15 protein-coding genes are annotated in these 19081 nt (G+C 67.4%); 11 read left to right on the top strand and 4 right to left on the bottom strand.

Annotated elements, in window-relative coordinates:
* Positions 1–16: 16 nt before the first annotated feature.
* The 6 genes from ACOABP_RS21000 (at position 17) to ACOABP_RS20975 (ending at position 8060) form a co-directional block, all read left to right on the top strand.
* Positions 17–979: a cyclase family protein gene (locus ACOABP_RS21000; protein WP_474230019.1), complete on the top strand. Its 963-nt coding sequence runs from the start codon at positions 17–19 to the stop codon at positions 977–979.
* 311 nt (positions 980–1290) lie between these two features.
* Positions 1291–1668: an auxiliary protein of the heavy metal cation-transporting efflux system HmyCBA gene (locus ACOABP_RS20995; RefSeq protein ID WP_474230018.1), complete on the top strand. Its 378-nt coding sequence runs from the start codon at positions 1291–1293 to the stop codon at positions 1666–1668.
* 194 nt (positions 1669–1862) lie between these two features.
* Positions 1863–3317, top strand: a complete 1455-nt coding sequence (locus ACOABP_RS20990; protein WP_474230016.1) for a TolC family protein — start codon at positions 1863–1865, stop codon at positions 3315–3317.
* Between the two features lie 2 nt (positions 3318–3319).
* Complete coding sequence (locus tag ACOABP_RS20985; protein WP_066737003.1) at positions 3320–4477, top strand: efflux RND transporter periplasmic adaptor subunit; 1158 nt, start codon at positions 3320–3322, stop codon at positions 4475–4477.
* A gap of 6 nt (positions 4478–4483) precedes the next feature.
* Positions 4484–7600, top strand: coding sequence for an efflux RND transporter permease subunit (locus ACOABP_RS20980; RefSeq protein WP_474230014.1), 3117 nt, complete (start codon positions 4484–4486; stop codon positions 7598–7600).
* Between the two features lie 94 nt (positions 7601–7694).
* Complete coding sequence (locus ACOABP_RS20975; RefSeq protein WP_474230012.1) at positions 7695–8060, top strand: DUF2880 domain-containing protein; 366 nt, start codon at positions 7695–7697, stop codon at positions 8058–8060.
* Between the two features lie 8 nt (positions 8061–8068).
* On the opposite strand, the gene tehA is transcribed toward ACOABP_RS20975, so the two are convergent.
* Positions 8069–9091: a dicarboxylate transporter/tellurite-resistance protein TehA gene (gene tehA, locus ACOABP_RS20970; RefSeq protein WP_474230010.1), complete on the bottom strand. Its 1023-nt coding sequence runs from the start codon at positions 9089–9091 to the stop codon at positions 8069–8071.
* 261 nt (positions 9092–9352) lie between these two features.
* Here tehA and ACOABP_RS20965 point away from each other — a divergent pair, with 261 nt between their 5' ends.
* Both ACOABP_RS20965 and ACOABP_RS20960 read left to right on the top strand, forming a co-directional pair.
* The gene (locus ACOABP_RS20965; RefSeq protein WP_474230009.1) at positions 9353–9850 is read left to right on the top strand and encodes a DUF1579 domain-containing protein; all 498 of its coding nucleotides are present in this window, start codon (positions 9353–9355) and stop codon (positions 9848–9850) included.
* A 110-nt stretch (positions 9851–9960) separates the two neighbouring features.
* Positions 9961–10563 (top strand): nitrogen fixation protein NifQ, encoded by a 603-nt coding sequence (locus tag ACOABP_RS20960; protein ID WP_474230008.1) that lies wholly within the window; start codon positions 9961–9963, stop codon positions 10561–10563.
* A 2-nt stretch (positions 10564–10565) separates the two neighbouring features.
* On the opposite strand, the gene ACOABP_RS20955 is transcribed toward ACOABP_RS20960, so the two are convergent.
* Complete coding sequence (locus ACOABP_RS20955; RefSeq protein ID WP_474230007.1) at positions 10566–10889, bottom strand: hypothetical protein; 324 nt, start codon at positions 10887–10889, stop codon at positions 10566–10568.
* Positions 10890–11112: 223 nt separating this feature from the next.
* Here ACOABP_RS20955 and imuA point away from each other — a divergent pair, with 223 nt between their 5' ends.
* The 3 genes from imuA to ACOABP_RS20940 are packed head-to-tail and all read left to right on the top strand — an operon-like array spanning position 11113 to position 16981.
* Entirely contained in the window at positions 11113–11997 is an 885-nt protein-coding gene (gene imuA / locus ACOABP_RS20950; RefSeq protein WP_474230006.1) for a translesion DNA synthesis-associated protein ImuA, read from the top strand.
* Positions 11930–13501 carry a Y-family DNA polymerase gene (locus ACOABP_RS20945; RefSeq protein WP_474230005.1) on the top strand — a complete coding sequence of 524 codons (1572 nt, stop codon included), beginning with the start codon at positions 11930–11932 and terminating at the stop codon, positions 13499–13501. The genes imuA and ACOABP_RS20945 overlap by 68 nt, the downstream gene beginning before the upstream one ends.
* 18 nt (positions 13502–13519) lie before the next feature.
* Positions 13520–16981 carry an error-prone DNA polymerase gene (locus tag ACOABP_RS20940; protein WP_474230003.1) on the top strand — a complete coding sequence of 1154 codons (3462 nt, stop codon included), beginning with the start codon at positions 13520–13522 and terminating at the stop codon, positions 16979–16981.
* Positions 16982–17012: 31 nt separating this feature from the next.
* Here the strand turns inward: ACOABP_RS20940 and ACOABP_RS20935 are convergent, their stop codons facing one another.
* Both ACOABP_RS20935 and ACOABP_RS20930 read right to left on the bottom strand, forming a co-directional pair.
* Entirely contained in the window at positions 17013–17855 is an 843-nt protein-coding gene (locus tag ACOABP_RS20935; protein ID WP_474230001.1) for a citryl-CoA lyase, read from the bottom strand.
* Complete coding sequence (locus ACOABP_RS20930; RefSeq protein WP_474229999.1) at positions 17852–19051, bottom strand: CaiB/BaiF CoA transferase family protein; 1200 nt, start codon at positions 19049–19051, stop codon at positions 17852–17854. Before ACOABP_RS20930 ends, ACOABP_RS20935 begins: the two co-directional genes overlap by 4 nt.
* Positions 19052–19081: the final 30 nt, after the last annotated feature.

The following is a 19081-nucleotide window of genomic DNA, read 5'->3' as shown; positions in this document are numbered from 1 at the left end:
ATAGCGGGCACTGACGATGCAATTACTGAAGACACTTGCCCTGGCCGCGGCGTTGCCGCTTGCCATCTACACCGCTGCCGCTTCGGCGGCCCCGGCCGCTCCCTCCACAGACTGGGCACCGTCCCCGTACGGCGCCAGCGACGAGATCGGCGCGGCCAACCTGCTGACGCCCGAGGTGGTCCGGCAGGCGGTCACGCTGGTCAAGACCGGCAAGACCTATCCGCTGGCCGTGCCGGTCGACAAGAACCTGCCGGCGTTCCGGCACCGCAGCTTCCGGCTCTACAACGTGCAGGTCGGCCAGCAGGCCGGCAAGTCGCTGGGGCCGAACAAGTTCACGTTCAATGACGAACTGGTGAACGCGTGGACCGGCGTGGGCACCCAGCTCAACGGTATCGGCCATATCGGCATCGACAACGTCTACTACAACGGCAACAAGGCTGCGGATTTCGTCACGGTCGACGGCGTGAAGAAGCTTGGCGTGGAAAAGGTGCCGCCCATGGTCACGCGTGGCGTGGTGCTGGACATGACCGCGCACTACGGCAAGGCCATCGTGCCGGGCGGCACCGAGTTCACGGTGGCCGACATCCAGGCGGTGCTGAAGAAGCAGGGCATCACGCTGCGCAAGGGCGACGTGGTGCTGTTCAATACCGGCTGGCTTGAACTGATCGGCAAGGACAACCAGCAGTTCCTGGAGGTGGAGCCCGGTATCGGCATGGAAGCGGCCAGGTGGCTGGCCGACCAGGGCATCGTCGCGTTCGGGGGCGACACCTGGGCGTCGGAGGTCTACCCCAATCCGCACGGCAAGGACGAGTTTCCGGTGAACCAGTTCATGCTGGCAAAGCGTGGCATCTATAACCTGGAGCTGATCGATAGCCGCGCCCTGGTGCGCGACAAGGCCTGGGAATTCCTGTTCGTGCTGGGCCAGCCGCTGTATGTGGGATCGACCCAGGTGAATGTGAATCCGGTGGCGGTGCGGTGAAACGGGCGCAAGACGCCGTGGTTTGAGCGGCGAGGCGGGTGCCGGCAAGGCGCCCGATGCCATGCAAAACGGGGGTGCGCGGGCGGATCCAAAGGAACTCGTAGCCGTTTCCCGAGTCCATTGTTGCGTTCGGTTACAATGCTGTACCGCAGCAATGTCGTCGGCATTGTCTGTCAAATGTCTGCAATCGCGCCCCCATCTTGTTACGTTTCGTCCTCTTCCTGCTGACTGCCATGTGCTTGTCCGCGCTGTCCTTTTCGGCAGCGGCGAACGTGCGCGCTGGCGCGCCGCAGGCAGGGCAGGCGACGCAGATGTCCGATGCGGTGCAAGCGGCACACGTGGCCGCGGCGGCCGTTGTGCCTGATGTGGCCGATGCCGCTGACGCGCCCGACTACGCCATGCTGGCCACCGGCGACGATCTCGCCCAGCTGGTGCTGCCCGGCGATCCCGACTTCGGTGCCGACGATGATGCCGTCGACGACGGCCCGCCGCCGGGCTACTGCAATATCTGGTCGGCCGACCTGCTCGATCCGCTCGACCTGTTCGACGCGGTCGACGAAACCAGCGCCCTTTTTGTCCTCCCCAATTTCGAACTCGCTGAATCCGTCAGTGACCGGTTCCAGGCGCCCACGGCGCGTACCACGTTCGAGTCCGAAGGCCTGTTCCGGCCGCCCAATCTCCTCGCCTGAGTCTCCAGGCCACCGTCCCGGCTGATGCCGGACGGTGCGCTTATTCCTTGCCCTTGCGCCCCGTAATGCCCGCGACCGCTCCGTGTCGCGGCTGAAAGCGTTTGCCGTTTGCCCCCGGTGTCCTGATGCCGGGCGGCACGCGGCGCGCCTGTCGTGGGTGGCCGGGCAAGCCGTACCGTTTGAACCATTCCGACATGAAGACCAAGAAATCGTTGACCTGGGTCGCGTCGCTGTCGTTCGTGGCGGCGCCGGCCTGGGCCGCCCAGCCCGTGCCGGCCAGTGCCTCCGCGAAAATGGCCCATACCGGGACGCAGGCCGAGGCAGGCCAGTTGCCGACCGCCAGGGCGGCCACGACCGCGACACCGACCGCAACACCGACCACGGCACCCGGCATGAAGCTGGCAGCCAAGGCCATGCCGCGTGCCACCACGCCCGCGGCCGAGAACTTCGCGTTGCCGCAGTTGCTGGAACTCGCGCAATCGACCAACAAGGGCGCAGAGGCCGCGCAGGCCAATGTGGACGCCGCCACCGCGGCGATCAGCAGCGCACGTGCCTATCCCAACCCGCAGGTGGAAGTGATGTACGGACGGCTGTCCGGCAAGCAGCCGGGTGTGACCAGCGGCAACGCACCGTCGTACGCCGTCGTGCAGAAGTTCGACTATCCGAACCAGCGCAACCTGCGCCAGCAGATGGCTGGCCGTGGGCTGGAAGCTTCCGAGGCCCAGCGCCAGACCTTCCGTGCCGAACTGGCCGCGCGGGTCAAGACGGCGTACTTCCAGGTGCTGCGGCGCGAAACCGAACTGGCCGCCGCGCGCGAGGACCTGAACCTGATGCGCCAGATCCAGGAGCGGGCCAAGGTGCGCGTGGACGTGGGCGAGGCACCGCGCTACGAGCTGATCAAGGCCGATACCGAACTGCTGGCCGCGCAGAAGACGCTGCAGACGGCAGAACTGCGTGTCGACCAGTCGAAGGCATCGCTGCGCCAGCAGGTGGGTGGTGCCATGCCGATGCGCTTCGGGCTGACGGGCAGTCTGGCGAATACGCCAGACGTGCCCAACCTGGCCGTGCTGCGCGACGGCATGCAGGCCAACAACGCCGAGCTGAACCAGCGCCGCAGCGAACTGGAACGCGCCCGCCTGGGGGTGGACTACCAGCGCTCGCTGCGCTGGCCCGAGGTGTCGCTGCGCGCCAGTACCGATCGCCAGCCGGACAACAACGTCTCGCAGATTGGCCTGGTCATGACGATCCCGTTGTGGGACCGCCGCAGCGGCCCGGTGGGCGAAGCCACGGCGCAGGCCACGCAGGCCCGCACCGCGCTGGAGGCGCGCGAGTTCGAACTCGCGCAGGAGCTTGATACCGCCTACCAGCAGTACGAGATCACGCAGGCGCAGGTCACCGCGCTGGAATCGGGCATCGTGCGCGAAGCCGAATCGGCGCTGGGCGTGGCGGAAGCCGCCTACCGCTTTGGCGAGCGCGGCATTCTCGACTATCTCGACGCCCAGCGCGTGCTGCGCAATGCGCGCAGCGAACTGATCAACGCGCAGTACGAGCTGCAGATCGCCGCCATCCAGATCGAAAAGCTCATGTCGGCCACGCCTGGCGCCGCTGCCGTCGTGCCCTCCCGGCCCGTCTCCCAGAATCTGAACTGAACATGCGTCCCTCTCATTCCCTGCTTTCGATTGCCGCCGCCGCCGTGATGGTGATGTCGCTGGCCGGCTGCTCCAAGGAACCCGAAGCCGTTGCCGAGGCGCCCAAGCTGCCGCCCGGCATCGTCAAGGCCGAAGACAACCTGCAGAAGACCCTCAAGGTCGCGCCCGTGGCAGCGTCCCCGTTCAGCGAGATGCTGCGCGTGGCCGGCCGTATCGACTTCGATGAACAGCGCGTCTCGCGCATCGGTGCCACCGTCACCGGCCGTGTGACCGACCTCTACGCCATCCTGGGCCAGGAAGTGAAGGCCGGCCAGGTGCTGGCCCGTCTGCACAGCAGCGAACTTGGCGCCGCGCAGATGGCCTTCCTGAAGGCCGAGGCCCAGAACGACCTGCAGGCCCGCAACGCCGAGCGCGCGCGCCAGCTGTTCGACGCCGATGTGATCGGCCGGGCCGAACTGCAGCGCCGCCAGAGCGAATACGCGATTGCCGCCGCCGAGATGCGCGCCTATCGCGACCAGCTGCGCGTGCTGGGCATGTCCGCGCAGGCCATTTCCACGCTGGCGAAGAACGGCAGCATCGAATCGTACTCGCCGGTGTTCTCCAGCATCAGCGGCACCGTGGTGGAGCGCAACGTGGCCCAGGGCCAGGTGGTGCAGCCGGCCGATGCGCTGTACACCGTGGCAGACCTGTCGCGTGTCTGGGTGGTGGCCGAGGTGCCCGAGCAGCAGGCCGCCCAGGTGGCCGAAGGCCAGGCGGTCGACATCGAGGTGCCGTCGCTTGCCAATACCAATGGCCGGATTACCGGCAAGCTGATCTACGTGGGCCGCACCGTGAATCCGCAATCGCGCACGGTGCTGGTCCGTACCGAGCTGGAGAACAAGGAAGGGCGCCTGAAGCCGGCCATGCTCGCCAGCATGCTGATTGCGGGCAAGCCCATCGATACGCTGGTGGTGCCCGGCTCGGCCGTGGTGCGCGACGGTAACGACGAACAGGTCTACGTGGAAACGGCGCCCGGCCAGTATCGCCTGACCAAGGTGAAGCTGGGTTCGGAGAGCGACGGCATGCGCGTGGTTCAGGGCGGAATCAAGGCGGGCGACCGCGTGGTCGTGGAGGGCGCGTTCCACCTCGACAACGAGCGCAAGCGCCTGGAACAGGGGTAAGCCGCCATGATGACATCGCTTGTGGAAGCCGCGATCAAGCAGCGGCTGGTGGTGTGCGTGGTGGCGGTGGTGCTGTTCTTCTTTGGCCTGCGCGCGGCTGGCAAGCTGTCGGTCGATGCTTTCCCGGACGTAACCAACGTCCAGGTGCAGATCGCCACCGAAGCCACCGGCCGTTCGCCCGAGGAAGTCGAGCGCTTTGTCACCGTGCCCATCGAAATGTCGATGACGGGCCTGCCCGGACTCGAGGAGATGCGTTCGCTGAACAAGGCCGGCCTGTCGCTGATCACGCTTGTGTTCACCGACAAGACCGACGTCTACTTTGCGCGGCAGCTCGTCATGGAGCGGCTGATCGAGGTGACGGGCCGCATGCCGGAAGGCGTGACGCCAGTGCTGGGGCCGGTGTCCACCGGCCTGGGCGAGGTCTACCAGTACACGCTGGACCGGCCTGACGACGGCGACCGCGAACTGACGCAGGAAGAGCTGGCCGAGCGCCGGATCGCGCAGGACTGGGTGGTGCGCCCGCTGCTGCGTTCGATTCCGGGCGTGGCCGAAATCAACTCGCAGGGCGGCTACGTGCGGCAGTACCAGGCACTGGTCAACCCGGAGCGGATGCGTCACTACGAGGTCAGCCTGCAGCAGGTGTACCAGGCGCTGGCGCGCAACAATGCCAACTCGGGTGGCGGCGTGCTGCCGCACTACGCGGAGCAGTACCTGATCCGCGGCGTGGGCCTGGCGAAGGGCGTCGACGACATCGGCAGCATCGTGCTCAAGCAGATCAACGGCACGCCAGTCTACGTGCGCGATGTGGCGCAGGTGACCATCGGCCACGAGGTGCGCCAGGGGGCCGTGATCAAGAACGGCCAGACCGAGGCGGTGGGCGGCATCGTGATGATGATGCGCGCCGGCAACGCCAAGGAAGTGGTGAGCCGGGTCAAGGCACGCGTGGCGGAGATCAACGAGAAGGGCATGATCCCCGGCGGCCTGCAGATCGTGCCGTACTACGACCGCAGCGAGCTGGTGGACTCCGCCTTGTGGACGGTCACCAAGGTGCTGCTCGAAGGCGTGGTGCTGGTGGTGATCGTGCTGTTCCTGTTCCTGGGCGACGTGCGCTCGTCGGTCATCGTGCTGGCGACGCTGGTGCTGACGCCATTGCTGACGTTCATGGTCATGAACCGGATCGGGCTGTCGGCCAACCTGATGTCGCTGGGCGGGCTGGCCATCGCCATCGGCCTGATGGTGGACGGGTCGGTGGTGGTCGTGGAGAACGCGTTCGAGCGGCTGGGCCATGCGGACAAGTCAGGGCTGACGCGCAACCAGATCCTGGTCAAGGCGGTGCAGGAAGTGGCAACGCCGGTGATCGTTGGCGTGGGCATCATCATCCTGGTGTTCCTGCCGCTGATGACGCTGCAGGGCATGGAAGGCAAGATGTTCGCGCCGCTGGCGATCACGATCTCGATTGCGCTGGCGATCTCGCTGTTCCTGTCGCTGACGTTGTCGCCGGTGCTGTCGTCGTACCTGCTCAAGGGCGGCGCCGAGCATGACACGCGCGTGATCGCGTTCATGAAGCGCCACTACCTGCGCATGCTGCACTGGGCCCTGCTCAACAGCAGGAAGACGGTGCTGTCGGCCGTGGGCCTGTTTGTCGCCTCGATGCTGGTCGTGCCGATGCTCGGGACATCGTTCATTCCGGAAATGAAGGAAGGGTCGATCGTGCCGGCGCTGGACCGTGTGCCGAACATCTCGCTGGAGGAATCGCTCAAGCTGGAGCGCCAGGCCAACAAGCTGGTGCTGGAGGTGCCGGGCGTGAAGTCGGTGGTGTCCGGCGTGGGCCGTGGCGAAAGCCCGGCCGATCCGCAGGGCCAGAACGAGGCGACGCCGATCGTCAGCCTGAAGGACCGCGACGAATGGCCCGACGGCTGGACGCAGGACGACATTGCCGACGCCATCCGCAAGAAGCTCCGGGCCATTCCGGGCGTGCAGGTGGTGATGGCGCAGCCGATCTCGGACCGCGTGGACGAGATGGTCAGCGGCGTGCGTTCGGACATCGCCGTGAAGATCTTCGGCGACGACCTGGACCGCCTGCGCGAGCTGGCCGGCGAGATCGCGCGCGTGGCGGGCGGCATCAAGGGGTCGGAGGACGTGCGGATCGAGCGCATTTCGGGCCAGCAATACCTGTCGATCGAAATCGACCGGCAGGCGATTGCGCGCTACGGGCTGAACGTGTCGGACATCCACGACATCATCGAGATCGCCATCGGCGGCAAGCGGGCCACGGACATCTTCGAGGGCGAGCGCCGCTTTGCGGCGGCGGTGCGCCTGCCGGAGGAGTTCCGCGGCAACGTGCAGGCCATTCGCAACCTGCTGGTGCAGGCGCCCGATGGCGTGCAGGTGCCGCTGCAGAGCGTGGCGAAGATCGAGGTCAGCGACGGCCCCGCGCAGATCAGCCGCGAAATGGCCAAGCGCCGCGTGGTGGTGATGATCAACGTGAAGGACCGTGACCTGGGCGGCTTCGTGGCCGAACTGCAGTCCGCCACCGAGTCCAAGGTCAAGCTGCCGGAGGGCTACTACTACGAGTGGGGCGGCCAGTTCCAGAACATGGAACGTGCCATGGGCCACCTGAAGCTGATCGTGCCGATCACCATCGCCGCGATCTTCTTCCTGCTGTTCCTGCTGTTCAACTCGTTGCGCTTTGCCACGCTGATCATCACAGTGCTGCCGTTTGCATCGATCGGCGGCATCATCGGGCTGTTCGTCACCGGCGAATACCTGTCGGTGCCGGCGTCGGTGGGCTTTATCGCGCTATGGGGCATGGCGGTGCTGAACGGGGTGGTGCTGGTGTCCTACATCCGCACATTGCGCGAGTCGGGCATGTCGCTGCGCAATGCGGTGGTGCGCGGCGCTACGCAGCGTTTCCGGCCGGTGATGATGACAGCCACCATCGCCATGCTGGGCCTGGTGCCGTTCCTGTTCTCGACCGGTCCGGGTTCCGAGGTGCAGCGGCCGCTGGCCGTGGTGGTGATTGGCGGGTTGATCACGTCGACGCTGCTGACGCTGGTGATGGTGCCTACGCTGTACCGCTGGTTCGACGACCGCAAGCCCGAGCCGCGCGACATGTCGGTGTAATGGCGTGAGCGCGTAAGGGATTTCTGCCGCAGTACAATGGCAACCGGCCGGCATGCATCGCGCGTGCCGGCCGTTTTCGTTCTGGAGTACATCTGTGACAACACACATGCGCCGCAAGCTCGTGACGTCCCTGGCCTGCATGGCGATCGGGTTGCCGATGGTGGCAGCCGCCGCCGACGCCCCCGTCAATATCGAAATGGGCCAGCGTGGCGGCCGGCCCGAAGCGCCCGAGGCGCCGGTGGCCTGCATGGAGGCCGTCAAGGCCAAACTGCCGAATCCCGACAAGTTCCGCTGGGTGCAGGGCACCTCGCGTCGCGTGGCGGAAGACGTCTATAGCGTGGTGGGCAGTATCGAGTTCGTGAACCAGGGCGGCGAGGCGCGCAAGGGCGAAGCCCAGTGCGACGTGATGCGCGCACCGGGCAACCAGTTCATCGTGCCGAAGGTCCGGCTGCCGCAGTAACGGGCAGGTCAGGCCGTTTCCGTCGCCCGCACGGGCGCCGGGGCGGCAGGCACTGCTTGCGAAGGCAGCAGCGTGCCACGCAGCAGCAGCGCCACCGTCTTCCAGATCAGCAGGCCAATGATCGCGTTAGCCGCGACGAACAGCGCGAACGCAGCGCCTTCCAGGTCGCCGCCGCCGCGGGCGACCATGCGGATCGCCATGCCGGGCAAGGCGGCCACGCCGAAGCTGAACGCCCAGTAGCCCGGCGAGAATCGCTGCGTGCCGATCCACGGCAGCAGCCGCAGCATCAACAGCGCCTGGTACAGGCCATAGCCCAGCAGCGCATACGCGAACAGGTCGGGCTGGCCTTGCGTCAGCGCCAGGTAGGCCGTGCCGCCCACCACGGGCGGCGCAATCTGGATGCCCAGCAGCGCACGACGTGCCTCGGGCAGCGGCGCGTTGACGGCGGCGCGGTTCAGCAGCATCGATTCGATGGCGATCCACGACAGCAGGCTTGCGCCGAACAGCAGCATGCCGATGGTGTGCCATCCGAACAGCATGGCCGACGTGGCGCCCACGAAGCCCGGCGCCACAGCCGGCAGATAGGCGGCCGGTGTCACGGCTTCGGGCCGGATGCCGCCTTGCCAGAGCCGGCCATGCAAGGCCGCGCCCAGCGCCAGTTGCCCGACCGTCGCGGCGACGAACAGCGCAACCGCCACCTGCGGCGCATAGGGATGCACCAACTGCGTCGCAAGAAGCGTGGAGGTGGGGATCAGCGCCGCGAACGACGACTGCACCGGATCGGTCATTTCCGCGCGGGCAGCCGTCGGCGCCACCAGCCATTTACGGGCATAGGCACCCAGCAGCACCATCCAGATCCCCAGGCCCAGCCAGGCCAGCACCGTGGCCGGCAGCGCAGGGAGGGCCCACACGTGGAGGGCGCCGCGCCAGACATTGGCCAGCGCCAGCGTGCCGACGGCCATGCCGAAGAACGACAGCGGAATGGTCCGGACGGTGGGGAATGAGGTAGGGGATGGGGTGGGGGCGCCCATGATCGGCTCGCATTCGGTTCTTGTTGATGTATCGGATAGTACGCAGACATGGACGGGGCCGCAGACGCGGGCGGCTCAATGTCTTGCTCATCCGTCTCAATGCGTCTGGCACCGCGCAAAAGTGGCGCACGAGACCCAAGATTAAGTTTCTGTCATTCAGCCACGCCAATGTGGACATCGATCCGATCGTCACCTACGATTTGTGTACGCTGTACACAAAGCAGCGGCACCGATCTGAACCTATCCACTGGAGACCCTGGCATGTATGTCGAAACCACCAACGAACACCGCTGGCTGCACAGGCTGGTTGGCAACTGGACTGCGGAAGGCGAAGCCCAGATGGGCCCGGAAGGCCCCACCGAGAAGTGGAAGATCCCCGAGCAGGTGAGCAAGGTTGGCGAGACCTGGGTGCAGACCCGCTCCGAAGGGGAATTCCCCGGCTGCGGGCCGGCCATGACGGTCATGACGCTGGGCTACGACCCCGCGCGCAAGCACTTTGTGGGCACCTTTATCGGCTCGATGATGACCCACATGTGGATCTACGAGGGCGATCTGGAGGCCGACGGCAAGACGCTGACCCTGCGCGCCGATGGTCCGGCGTTCGGCCCGGATGGCACCGTGGTGCCGGGCAAGATGGCGAAATATCGCGATGTGGTGGCGTTCCAGGACGACGATAACCGTACGCTCACGTCGTTCATGCAGGCCGGCAACGGCGAGTGGATCCAGATCATGCAGGCCCGCTACCGGCGGGACAGGTAGGCGGGAACCCGCCTGCATGCCCGGGCGGTTTGACCCATCGCTATATACAGGACTATATTGCGTTGCGAAGCCCGTCGCCCGGGCGGGCGCACCATGATTGCCGTCCCAAGATGAACCGCTCGTTACTGTTGCTCGATGCGTTTGCCGCCTATCCCGGAGACCCCGTCACGCGGGCGTTGGCAGGCGTGCTGGAAAGTGCCTGCGCGGGGCGCCTGCCGCGCTTTGCACAGTGGCTGGGCCTGCCGCCGGGGGAATTCCGGCGCATGCTCGATCACCATTTTCCGGGTGCCGCGGCGGCTGGCTGGGAGCCTGATGCACCACCCCAGGATGCCGACGCGCTGCCGTGCGAATTCGCCGATCTGGTCGACATGCTGGAAGACGGCCACACGCCGGGCCAGTACGGCCCGGATGTCCATTGGGCCGCGCATGCGCTGGCGTCTGGCTGCTTCGGCCATACGCACCTGTGGCAGGACATGGGACTGTCGGGGCGTGACGATGTATCGACGCTGCTGCAGCAGGTCTTCGAGCCGGTATTCGCGGCCAACACCACCGAAATGAAGTGGAAGAAGTTCTTCTACCACCGGGTTTGCGAGCGGCTGGACATCCATCCGTGCCCGGAGCCGTCATGCGAGGGGTGCGATCACTACGCGGCGTGCCATGGCGCCGAGGTGCCCATCGTGGCAGCGCAGCCGATCATCCTGCGACCGGCCTGAATTCAGGCGCGGTCCAGTTCGCTGCTGTTCCACCAGGCTTCCAGCAACGGCTGGAAACGGTCGTCGGGGGCTGGCGGAATGCGCGTGCTCCTGCGGGCCGGCGGCAACTGGCGGCCGGTCAGCTGATAGAAGACGGCGGCCGGCGGCGTGCCGGGGCCGTAAGGCACATGATCGATCACGCTCATCTGCCGCGCGGCTTTCAGGGCGCGCGTGGTCTCCTCGGCGGACAGGCCGCAGGCGTCGGCCAGCCCGTCACGGCGCACCGGGCCCTGACGCTGCAAACCTTCCATCAGCAGATGCACGCATTCGCGCGTATTCCTTTTCATGCCGCGCATTTTTCCGCACTGCCTGACACTTCACAATGACACTTGACACTTGTTTGCATTCGTCCGCGTGCAAGTGTGGCAAGGACGCAAAAATCACTTCGAATGCGTCGTTTTCGGCACCCGGATAGCGTACCCCTTGCGTCGGCCTCGATACTGTATAAACATACAGTATTCGACAAATTCCCATGTCCGCGCCGACTGCGCGTGGGCCGACCACCTGATCATGATCCCAGCCCCGCATGGGCAGCCTTCGCTTCTGACGGAGGACCATGCGCCCCCATTCCTTCAGCCCGCCGAGCCGCCTCGCGAATCGGTGCGCGAACTCGAACAGCGGTATCCCGGCCTGTGGCGTGCGGGCCAGCTGGGCCGTGCCGGCCGGCTGCCTGTCTGCCCGACTGGCTATGACGCCCTGACGGCCGAGTTGCCGGGTGGCGGCTGGCCGGCCGGCGCAGTGACGGAACTGCTGCTGACGCAGGACGGGGCGGGCGAATTGCGCCTGCTGATGCCGGCACTGCGCACGCTGGCGGCCGGTGGCCGGCGCATCGCGCTGGTCAATCCGCCTCACCTGCCCAATGCGGGCGCACTGGCGGGCATGCTGGACGATGGCCGCCTGCCCGCTCGGCAGCTCTATTGGGTGCGCCCGCCCGTGGCCGCCACGATGGCCTCGCAGCGCACGGATATGCTCTGGGCAGCCGAACAGATGCTGCGCAGCCAGGCATTTGGCGCGGTGCTGGTCTGGCTGGCCGGCGCGCGGCCCGAGGCGCTGCGGCGCCTGCAGGTGCTGGCGCAGGCCGGCGATACCGTGGTGTGGGTGCTGCGCCCGGTGCGGGTGCTGCACGATTCGTCGCCGGCAGTGCTGCGGCTGGCGCTGTCGCCGCAGCCCGGCAACCTGATGTCGATCGTCTTCCACAAGCGGCGCGGCCCGGTGCGCGATACGCCGTTGCTGTTGCCACTCGAAGGCATGGCCCATGTGCCCCGGCGCACGGGCGTGCCTGCTGTTCCCACGCCCGCCGTTCCGGCGGGTATCGATCCGATTGCCCATGACGTACTGGATCGCGGTACATCTGCCGCGCCTGCCGCTGGACGCGCTGCAACCGAGCTGGCCTGAGCCCGCCGGCAGCCCCTCCACGCATGGCAACGGTACGCTGCAACAACTGCCGGTGGCCGTGATGGCGCACGAGCGCGTGGTGCTGGCCAATGGCTCGGCCGCGGCGCTGGGCGTGTGCTACGGCATGCGGCGCGGCGGCGTGCAGGCATTGTCGGCCGACGTGGTGCAGCTCGAACGCGACCCGGCCGCCGAGACCGATCTGGTGACCTCGGTGGCGCTGACGCTGTTGCATTTCACGCCGGCCGTGACGATCGATCCGGAACCCGAATCGGCGACGGTGATGCTCGACGTCACGGCCAGCCTGCGCCTGTTCGGCGGGCATCGCGCGCTGTGCCGGGCGATCCGTAGCCGCGTGCGGCAACTGGGCACGTTCGTGCAGATCGGCAGCGGCACCACGGCGCAGGGCGCGGCATGGCTGGCGCGCCAGCCGCTGCGCAAGACATCGCGCGGCATCGTCCGTCCGGCCCGGCGCGCGATGCAGGCGCCGCGCATGGTGCGCCTGCTGGACCGCTTGCCCGTGAGCTGCCTGCAGGCGTACACCGATCCCGACTGGCTCGAAGGCGTTGGCTGCCACACGCTGGGACAGGTGCGGCAGTTGCCGCGCGCGGGTTTGTCGCGCCGCATCGGCACCGAACTGCTGGCGCGGCTGGACCAGGCCTATGGCAAGGCGCCTTCGGGCTTTGCATGGTTCGAAGCGCCGCCCGCGTTTGCGCAACGCATGGAACTGCCGGGCCGTATCGAATCGGCCGAAGGCGTGCTGGCCGGGGCGCAGCGGCTGCTGCTGGCGCTGTCGGGCTGGCTGGCGGCGCAGCAGGCCGGCGTGACGCGCTGCGTGCTGATGCTGGAACACGAGCGCTACCGGCTGGGCGAGGACACCGAAAGCACGCCGGTGCCGCTGGCGCTGGCGCAACCGAGCCGCGACCCCGTACATCTGTCGAAGCTGCTGCGCGAGAAGCTCGACAAGGTGCGTTTTCATGCGCCGGTGGGCGGCCTGGGGCTGCGCGTGGAAACGATGGAAACCTGCGTGCCGCAGAGCGATTCGCTGTTTCCGGAGCCCGGCGCCGAACCGGCCGAACTGGGCCGGCTGCTCGATACGCTGGTGGCCCGCCTGGGCCGCGACAACGTGCTGCAGCCGCAACCGCTGCCCGACCATCGTCCCGAACGCGCCAACCAGTGGTGCCCGGTGGGCGAGACGCCCGCGCGTGCGCCGGCGGCGGGAGCCTTGCCGCCGGAGCGGCCGCTCTGGCTGCTGGAAGCGCCGCAGCCGCTGCGCGTGGAAAGGCATCGCCCCGTGTACCAGGGGCCGCTGGTCATGCTGACGCGCCCCGAACGCATCGAGGCCGGCTGGTGGGATGGCGGCCTTGCCACGCGCGACTATTTCATTGCCGAACGTGCCGACGGGCTGCGCTGCTGGGTCTATCGCGAACGCCCCGGCCGCCCCACGCGCGACGGGCAGGAAGACGGCGGCGAATACCGCTGGTTCCTGCACGGCCTGTTTGCCTGAGTGCCCGGGAGTCTGGCGATGTTGCCCGGATTGTCTTCCCTGCTGCCGTCGTTGCCCGACTATGTCGAGCTGCACTGCATTTCCAATTTCACGTTCCTGACCGGTGCGTCGCACCCGCAGGAACTGATCTCCCGCGCGTTCCAGCTGGGCTACAGCGGCCTGGCGCTGACCGACGAGTGTTCGGTCGCCGGCACCGCCCGCGCGCACCACGCCATCAAGGTATTGCGCGAGGACATGTGGGAGGCCGTGGCCCGCAGCGCACGGCGTCTGGCGGCGGGGCAGACCGCCGGGGAGGCCGACGACGTGGAGGACATCGTGGCCTTCGTCGAGGAGGAGGAAGACGAAGAAGGCGAGGACGATGAAGGGGGTGATGAAGGGGGCGATGACGGAGAGGGGCACGGGGCGCCGGTCGACTTCGGCGAAGACCCCGATGCCGCCGCCCGCCGGCATGCGATGCTGGAAACGCTGGCCGCCGCGGCCGATGCGTTCAACCTGATCATCGGCAGCCGTTTCACGCTGACTGCGGACCCCGGCGACACCATGCCGCCGCCCCGCCTGGTGTTGCTGGCGCAGAACCGCGAAGGCTTTGGCAATCTTAGCGAATTCATCACGCTCGGCCGCCGCCGCGCCGACAAGGGCAGCTACGTGCTGTATCCGTCCGATATTGCCGATCCGCAGCCCGACGAGCATCACCTGCGCGGCATGCCCGATTGCCTGGCGATCCTGCTGCCCGATTACTGCCCCGATGCCGACGTGCTGCGCGCGCAGGCGCAGTGGTGCCGCGACGTGTTCGGCGATCGGGTATCGATCGCGCTGGAACTGCTGCAGGGTCACGCCGAAGCGCTGCACCGCGAGCGCCTGCAGCAGGTGTCGCGCGACACCGGGGTGCCGCTGGTGGCTACCGGCGCGGTCAATATGCACGTGCGTTCGCGCAAGCCGCTGTCCGATGTGCTGACCGCCATCCGGCTTGGTCAGCCGCTGCCCGCCTGCGGCATGGCGCTGGCGCCCAATGCCGAGGCTCACCTGCGCATGCGGCAGGTGCTGTCGCGGCTCTATCCGCGCGAGACGCTGGCGCGCACGCTGCATATCGCCGACCAGTGCCGGTTCTCGCTCGACACGTTGCGCTACGAATATCCCGAGGAACTGGTGCCCGATGGGCTGACGCCGATCGGCTATCTGCGGCAGGAGGTCAGGAAAGGCATTGACGAGCGTTTCCCGCACGGCATGGAGCCCGAATGGGAAAAGCAGCTCGAAGGCGAACTCGAACTGATCGAGGAAAAGAGCTACGAGCCGTTCTTCCTGACCGTCTACGACATCGTCAGCCATGCGCGCAAGCTGGGCATCCTGTGCCAGGGGCGCGGCTCGGCCGCCAATTCACTGGTCTGCTACTGCCTGCATATCACGGAGGTCAGCCCCGAGCAGGCCAACCTGCTGTTCGGGCGTTTCCTGTCGCGCGAGCGCGACGAGCCGCCCGATATCGATGTCGACTTCGAGCACCAGCGGCGCGAGGAAGTCATCCAGTACATCTACGACAAGTACGGCCGGCATCGTGCCGCGCTGGCCGCGTCGCTGATCACGTATCGCTCGCGCAGCGCGTTGCGCGACGTGGGGCGCGCGCTCGGCATCGATCCGAGTGTGGTGGAGCAGGTGGTCAAGGGCCAGGCGTGGTGGGACGGCGGCACCGCGTTCATCGAGCGGATCTCGCGCTACGGGCTCGACCCCGATTCACCGGCCGTGGGGCAATGGGCCAGCCTGACCGAGCAGTTGCGCGGCTTCCCGCGCCACCTGTCGCAGCATGTGGGTGGCTTTGTGATCGCGCGGCACAAGCTGTCGCGGCTGGTGCCGATCGAGAACGCCGCCATGAAGGATCGCAGCGTGATCCAGTGGGACAAGGACGACCTGGAATCGCTGGGCCTGCTCAAGGTGGACGTGCTGGCGCTGGGCATGCTGACCGCCATCCGGCGTGCGCTGGCGATGATCCCGAACCCCGAGCCCGAGCGCGCGGGGCTGCCCACGCGCATGGAAGACCTGCCCGAGACCGACGACGCCACCTACGCGATGATCTGCAAGGCCGACACCATCGGCGTGTTCCAGATCGAATCGCGGGCGCAGCAGTCGATGCTGCCGCGCCTGCAGCCGCGCCAGTACTACGACCTGGTCGTGGAAGTGGCTATCGTGCGGCCCGGTCCGATCCAGGGCGGCATGGTCCATCCGTACCTGAAACGGCGCGAGGACCTGCGCCGCACGGGCAAGCTGCCAACCTACTTCAACGACGTGATCCGCCGCGTGCTGGGCCGTACGCTGGGCATTCCGATCTTCCAGGAACAGGTGATGCAGCTGGCTATCGAGGCGGCGGGCTTCACGCCCGGGCAGGCCGATCAGCTGCGCCGTTCGATGGCCGCCTGGCGCCGCCGGGGCGATCTCAAGAAGCACCAGGACGCGCTGGTGCGCGCGCTGACGTCACGCGGCTACCCGGAGGCATTCGCGCTGGCGATCTGCAGGCAGATCGAAGGGTTTGGCGAATACGGTTTCCCGGAAAGCCATGCGGCCAGCTTTGCCAAACTGGTCTATGTGAGCGCGTGGATCAAGTGCCACCACCCCGACGCGTTCCTGTGCGCGCTGCTCAATAGCCTGCCGATGGGGTTCTATTCGGCATCGCAGCTGGTGCAGGATGCGCGCCGCCATCTGGTGGAGACGCAGCCGGTGGATGTGACGATCTGCGGCTGGGAGAGCGTACTGGAACCGCAGCGGCCGGGGCAGCGGTTTCGCGACGTACGGCTGGGCATGAATCGCGTCAAGGGCATGCGCGAGGCCGCCGCGCTGCGCATCGAGGCCGCGCGTGCCGAACGGCCTTTCGAAAGCGTGGAAGACCTGGCACGCCGCGCTGGGCTCGATGCGCACGACATCGACGTGCTGGCCGCGGCCGACGCGCTGGTGTCGCTGGCCGGCCATCGGCGCCAGGCGCGCTGGCATGCACGTGGCGCGGCGGTGCAGACCGCCCATCGCGACCTGCTGCACGAGGCGCCGCCGCAGGAGCAGACACTGGCATTGCCCGAGCCGAAGATCGGCGAGGACGTGGCGGCCGACTATGCAAGCATGGGCCTGTCACTGAAATGCCACCCGCTGACGCTGCTGCGGCACCGGCTGACCGCGCTCAAGTACCTTACCGCGCAGCAGCTGTCACGCCTGGGCAACGGCCGCCGCGTGCGCGCGTGCGGCATCGTGACGGTGCGCCAGCGTCCATCCACGGCCAGCGGCACGATCTTCACGTCCATCGAGGACGAAACCGGATCGATCAACGTGATCATCTGGCCCGACCTGGTCGAACGCCAGCGCAAGGAGGTGTTGGGCGCAACGCTGCTGGGGGTGATCGGCACCTGGCAACGGCAGGGCGACGTCAGGCACCTGGTGGCCCACGAACTGGTGGACCTGAGTCCGCTGCTGGGCAGGCTGATGGTGGGGAGCCGGGATTTTCATTGAGAGGGCACGCCGGCCGTGCCCCCGACCGAACTCAGTCTCCCGTCGGCACATCCCGCTGCGGCTGCCCGTCGTACGTCCACAGGAACTGCCGGGGGATCGGGCCCTTGTTGCGGCCGCCCTGTTGCGACTGCTCCCAGGCGTGCGACAGGATGCCCACCGAGCGCGACAGGCAGAACAGCCCGCGCGCCAGCGGTGCCGGGAAGCCCAGTTCCGCGTAGATGACGGCGGTGGCGCCGTCGATGTTCATCGGGATCGGTTTCTCGCGGCCTTCGCCAAGCTTCTTCTCGACGGCGCGCGCGATGGCGGCAAAGCGGCCCGAGACCACGCCGGCGTCGGCGGCCTGGTCCACCAGTGCCAGCAGGCGCGGGGCGCGCGGATCCAGCGGATGGAAGCGGTGGCCGAAGCCCGACACGAACTTGCCGTGCAGATCGCGGTAGTTCGCCAGGCCGGCGGCCACGGCGTCGTCGAACGGCACGCCTTCGTCGAAGCGTCGCGCGATATCCTGGTAAAGCTCCACGGCCTGCTCGCCGGCGCCACCATGCACGTCGCCGAGCACGTTGACGGCCGAGGCCATCGCGTTGTTGAGCCCCACGCCGCAGGTGGCGGCCATGCGGGCAATGGCGATGCTGGGCGCTTGCGGGCCGTGGTCGACGGCGGCCATCAGGGCCGCGTCAAGCAGTTCGCCTTCGCGCTTCTCGGGCAGTTCGCCGCGCAGCATCAGCCAGATCATCTGGGCAAACGACACGTTGCCGATCAGTTGCTCGATCGGGTAGCCACGGTAGCGGATCTCGCCGGGCTTCATGTCGATGATCTTCGTGCGCCACCAGTCCTGCGAGGCCTGCCGGCCGGCGTCCATCGGGAATGCTTCGCTCATAGTGCACGCTCCTGTTTCAGGGTGGCGATGTCGTCGGCGGCGTAGCCGAGTTCGCCAAGAATGTCGTCGGTATGCTGGCCCAGTTGTGGCGGCGGGGTGTCCACCGACGGCGCCGTGCCGTTGACCTTGAAGCCCGTGCGGACCAGGCGGATGTCGCGGCCCACGCCAGGCACGTTGGCGAAGTCGCCGATCATGCCGCGATCACGCACCTGCGGATGCGCGAGCACGTCAGGCACCTTCAGCACCGGACCAGCCGGCACGCCGGCCTCGTTCAGCAGCTGCCACCATTCGGTGGCCGGCTTCTTCGCCAGCTCGGCTTCGAGTTCGGCGGTCAGCGCGGCACGGTTGGCCAGGCGCGACTGGCGCTCGGCAAAGCGCGGGTCGCTGGCCAGGTCGGGGCGGCCCACCACCCGGCACACGGCTTCGAACTGCTCCTGCTTGTTGGCCGCGATATTGAGCGGGCCGTCGCCGGTGCGGAACGTGCCCGAAGGGCTGGCGGTCATGTTCTCGTTGCCCATCGGCACCGGGTCCTTGCCGGCCACGAGGTGGTTCGACACCACCCAGCCCATCGTGGCCATGGTGGCTTCGAGCATCGACACGTCGAGGAAATAACCCTCGGTGCGGTCGCGATCGGCCAGCGACGCGGCGATGGCGAATGCGGCCGTCATGCCGCCGATGGTGTCGGAGACCGGATAGCCCACGCGCAGCGGTGCGCTTTCCTTGTCGCCGGTGATGCTCATCACGCCCGACATGCCCTGGATGATCTGGTCATAGGCGGGCAGGTCCGATAGCGGGCCATCCTGGCCGAAACCCGAGATCGCGCAGTAGATCAGGCGCGGATTCACCAGTTTCAGGTCGTTGTAGCCCAGGCCCAGCCGGGTCATCACGCCAGGGCGGAAATTCTCGACGACCACATCGGCGCTCTGCACCAGCTTGCGGAACACTTCCTTGCCGCGCGCGTGCTTGAGGTTGATCGTGATCGATCGCTTGCCGGGGTTCTGCGCCAGGAACGACACGCCCATCAGGTTGCGGTTCAGCTCGGCGTCGGCGCCCAGCTGGCGCGCCAGGTCGCCGGTGCCCGGCGTTTCCACCTTGATGACCTCGGCGCCCATATGGGCCAGCTGGTGGCAGCAGAAGGGCCCGGCCAGCACGTTGGTGAGGTCGAGCACGCGGATATTGCGAAGCGGCTTGTACATACGGTCCTGCCAGGAAATGGTTAGTCGACG

Source organism: Cupriavidus sp. HE11 (assembly GCF_056097175.1).
The sequence above is the reverse complement of the archived record's forward strand: the minus strand, read 5'-3'. Positions and strand labels throughout refer to the sequence as shown.

Coding starts and splice junctions, on each gene's coding strand:
- ACOABP_RS20985 (WP_066737003.1), top strand. CDS start 3,320: ATGCGTCCCTCTCATTCCCTGCTTTCGATTGCCGCCGCCGCCGTGATG.
- imuA (WP_474230006.1), top strand. CDS start 11,113: ATGATCCCAGCCCCGCATGGGCAGCCTTCGCTTCTGACGGAGGACCAT.
- ACOABP_RS20940 (WP_474230003.1), top strand. CDS start 13,520: ATGTTGCCCGGATTGTCTTCCCTGCTGCCGTCGTTGCCCGACTATGTC.
- ACOABP_RS21000 (WP_474230019.1), top strand. CDS start 17: ATGCAATTACTGAAGACACTTGCCCTGGCCGCGGCGTTGCCGCTTGCC.
- ACOABP_RS20960 (WP_474230008.1), top strand. CDS start 9,961: ATGAACCGCTCGTTACTGTTGCTCGATGCGTTTGCCGCCTATCCCGGA.
- ACOABP_RS20990 (WP_474230016.1), top strand. CDS start 1,863: ATGAAGACCAAGAAATCGTTGACCTGGGTCGCGTCGCTGTCGTTCGTG.
- ACOABP_RS20935 (WP_474230001.1), bottom strand. CDS start 17,855: ATGAGCGAAGCATTCCCGATGGACGCCGGCCGGCAGGCCTCGCAGGAC.
- ACOABP_RS20945 (WP_474230005.1), top strand. CDS start 11,930: ATGACGTACTGGATCGCGGTACATCTGCCGCGCCTGCCGCTGGACGCG.
- tehA (WP_474230010.1), bottom strand. CDS start 9,091: ATGGGCGCCCCCACCCCATCCCCTACCTCATTCCCCACCGTCCGGACC.
- ACOABP_RS20995 (WP_474230018.1), top strand. CDS start 1,291: ATGTCCGATGCGGTGCAAGCGGCACACGTGGCCGCGGCGGCCGTTGTG.
- ACOABP_RS20955 (WP_474230007.1), bottom strand. CDS start 10,889: ATGAAAAGGAATACGCGCGAATGCGTGCATCTGCTGATGGAAGGTTTG.
- ACOABP_RS20965 (WP_474230009.1), top strand. CDS start 9,353: ATGTATGTCGAAACCACCAACGAACACCGCTGGCTGCACAGGCTGGTT.
- ACOABP_RS20980 (WP_474230014.1), top strand. CDS start 4,484: ATGATGACATCGCTTGTGGAAGCCGCGATCAAGCAGCGGCTGGTGGTG.
- ACOABP_RS20930 (WP_474229999.1), bottom strand. CDS start 19,051: ATGTACAAGCCGCTTCGCAATATCCGCGTGCTCGACCTCACCAACGTG.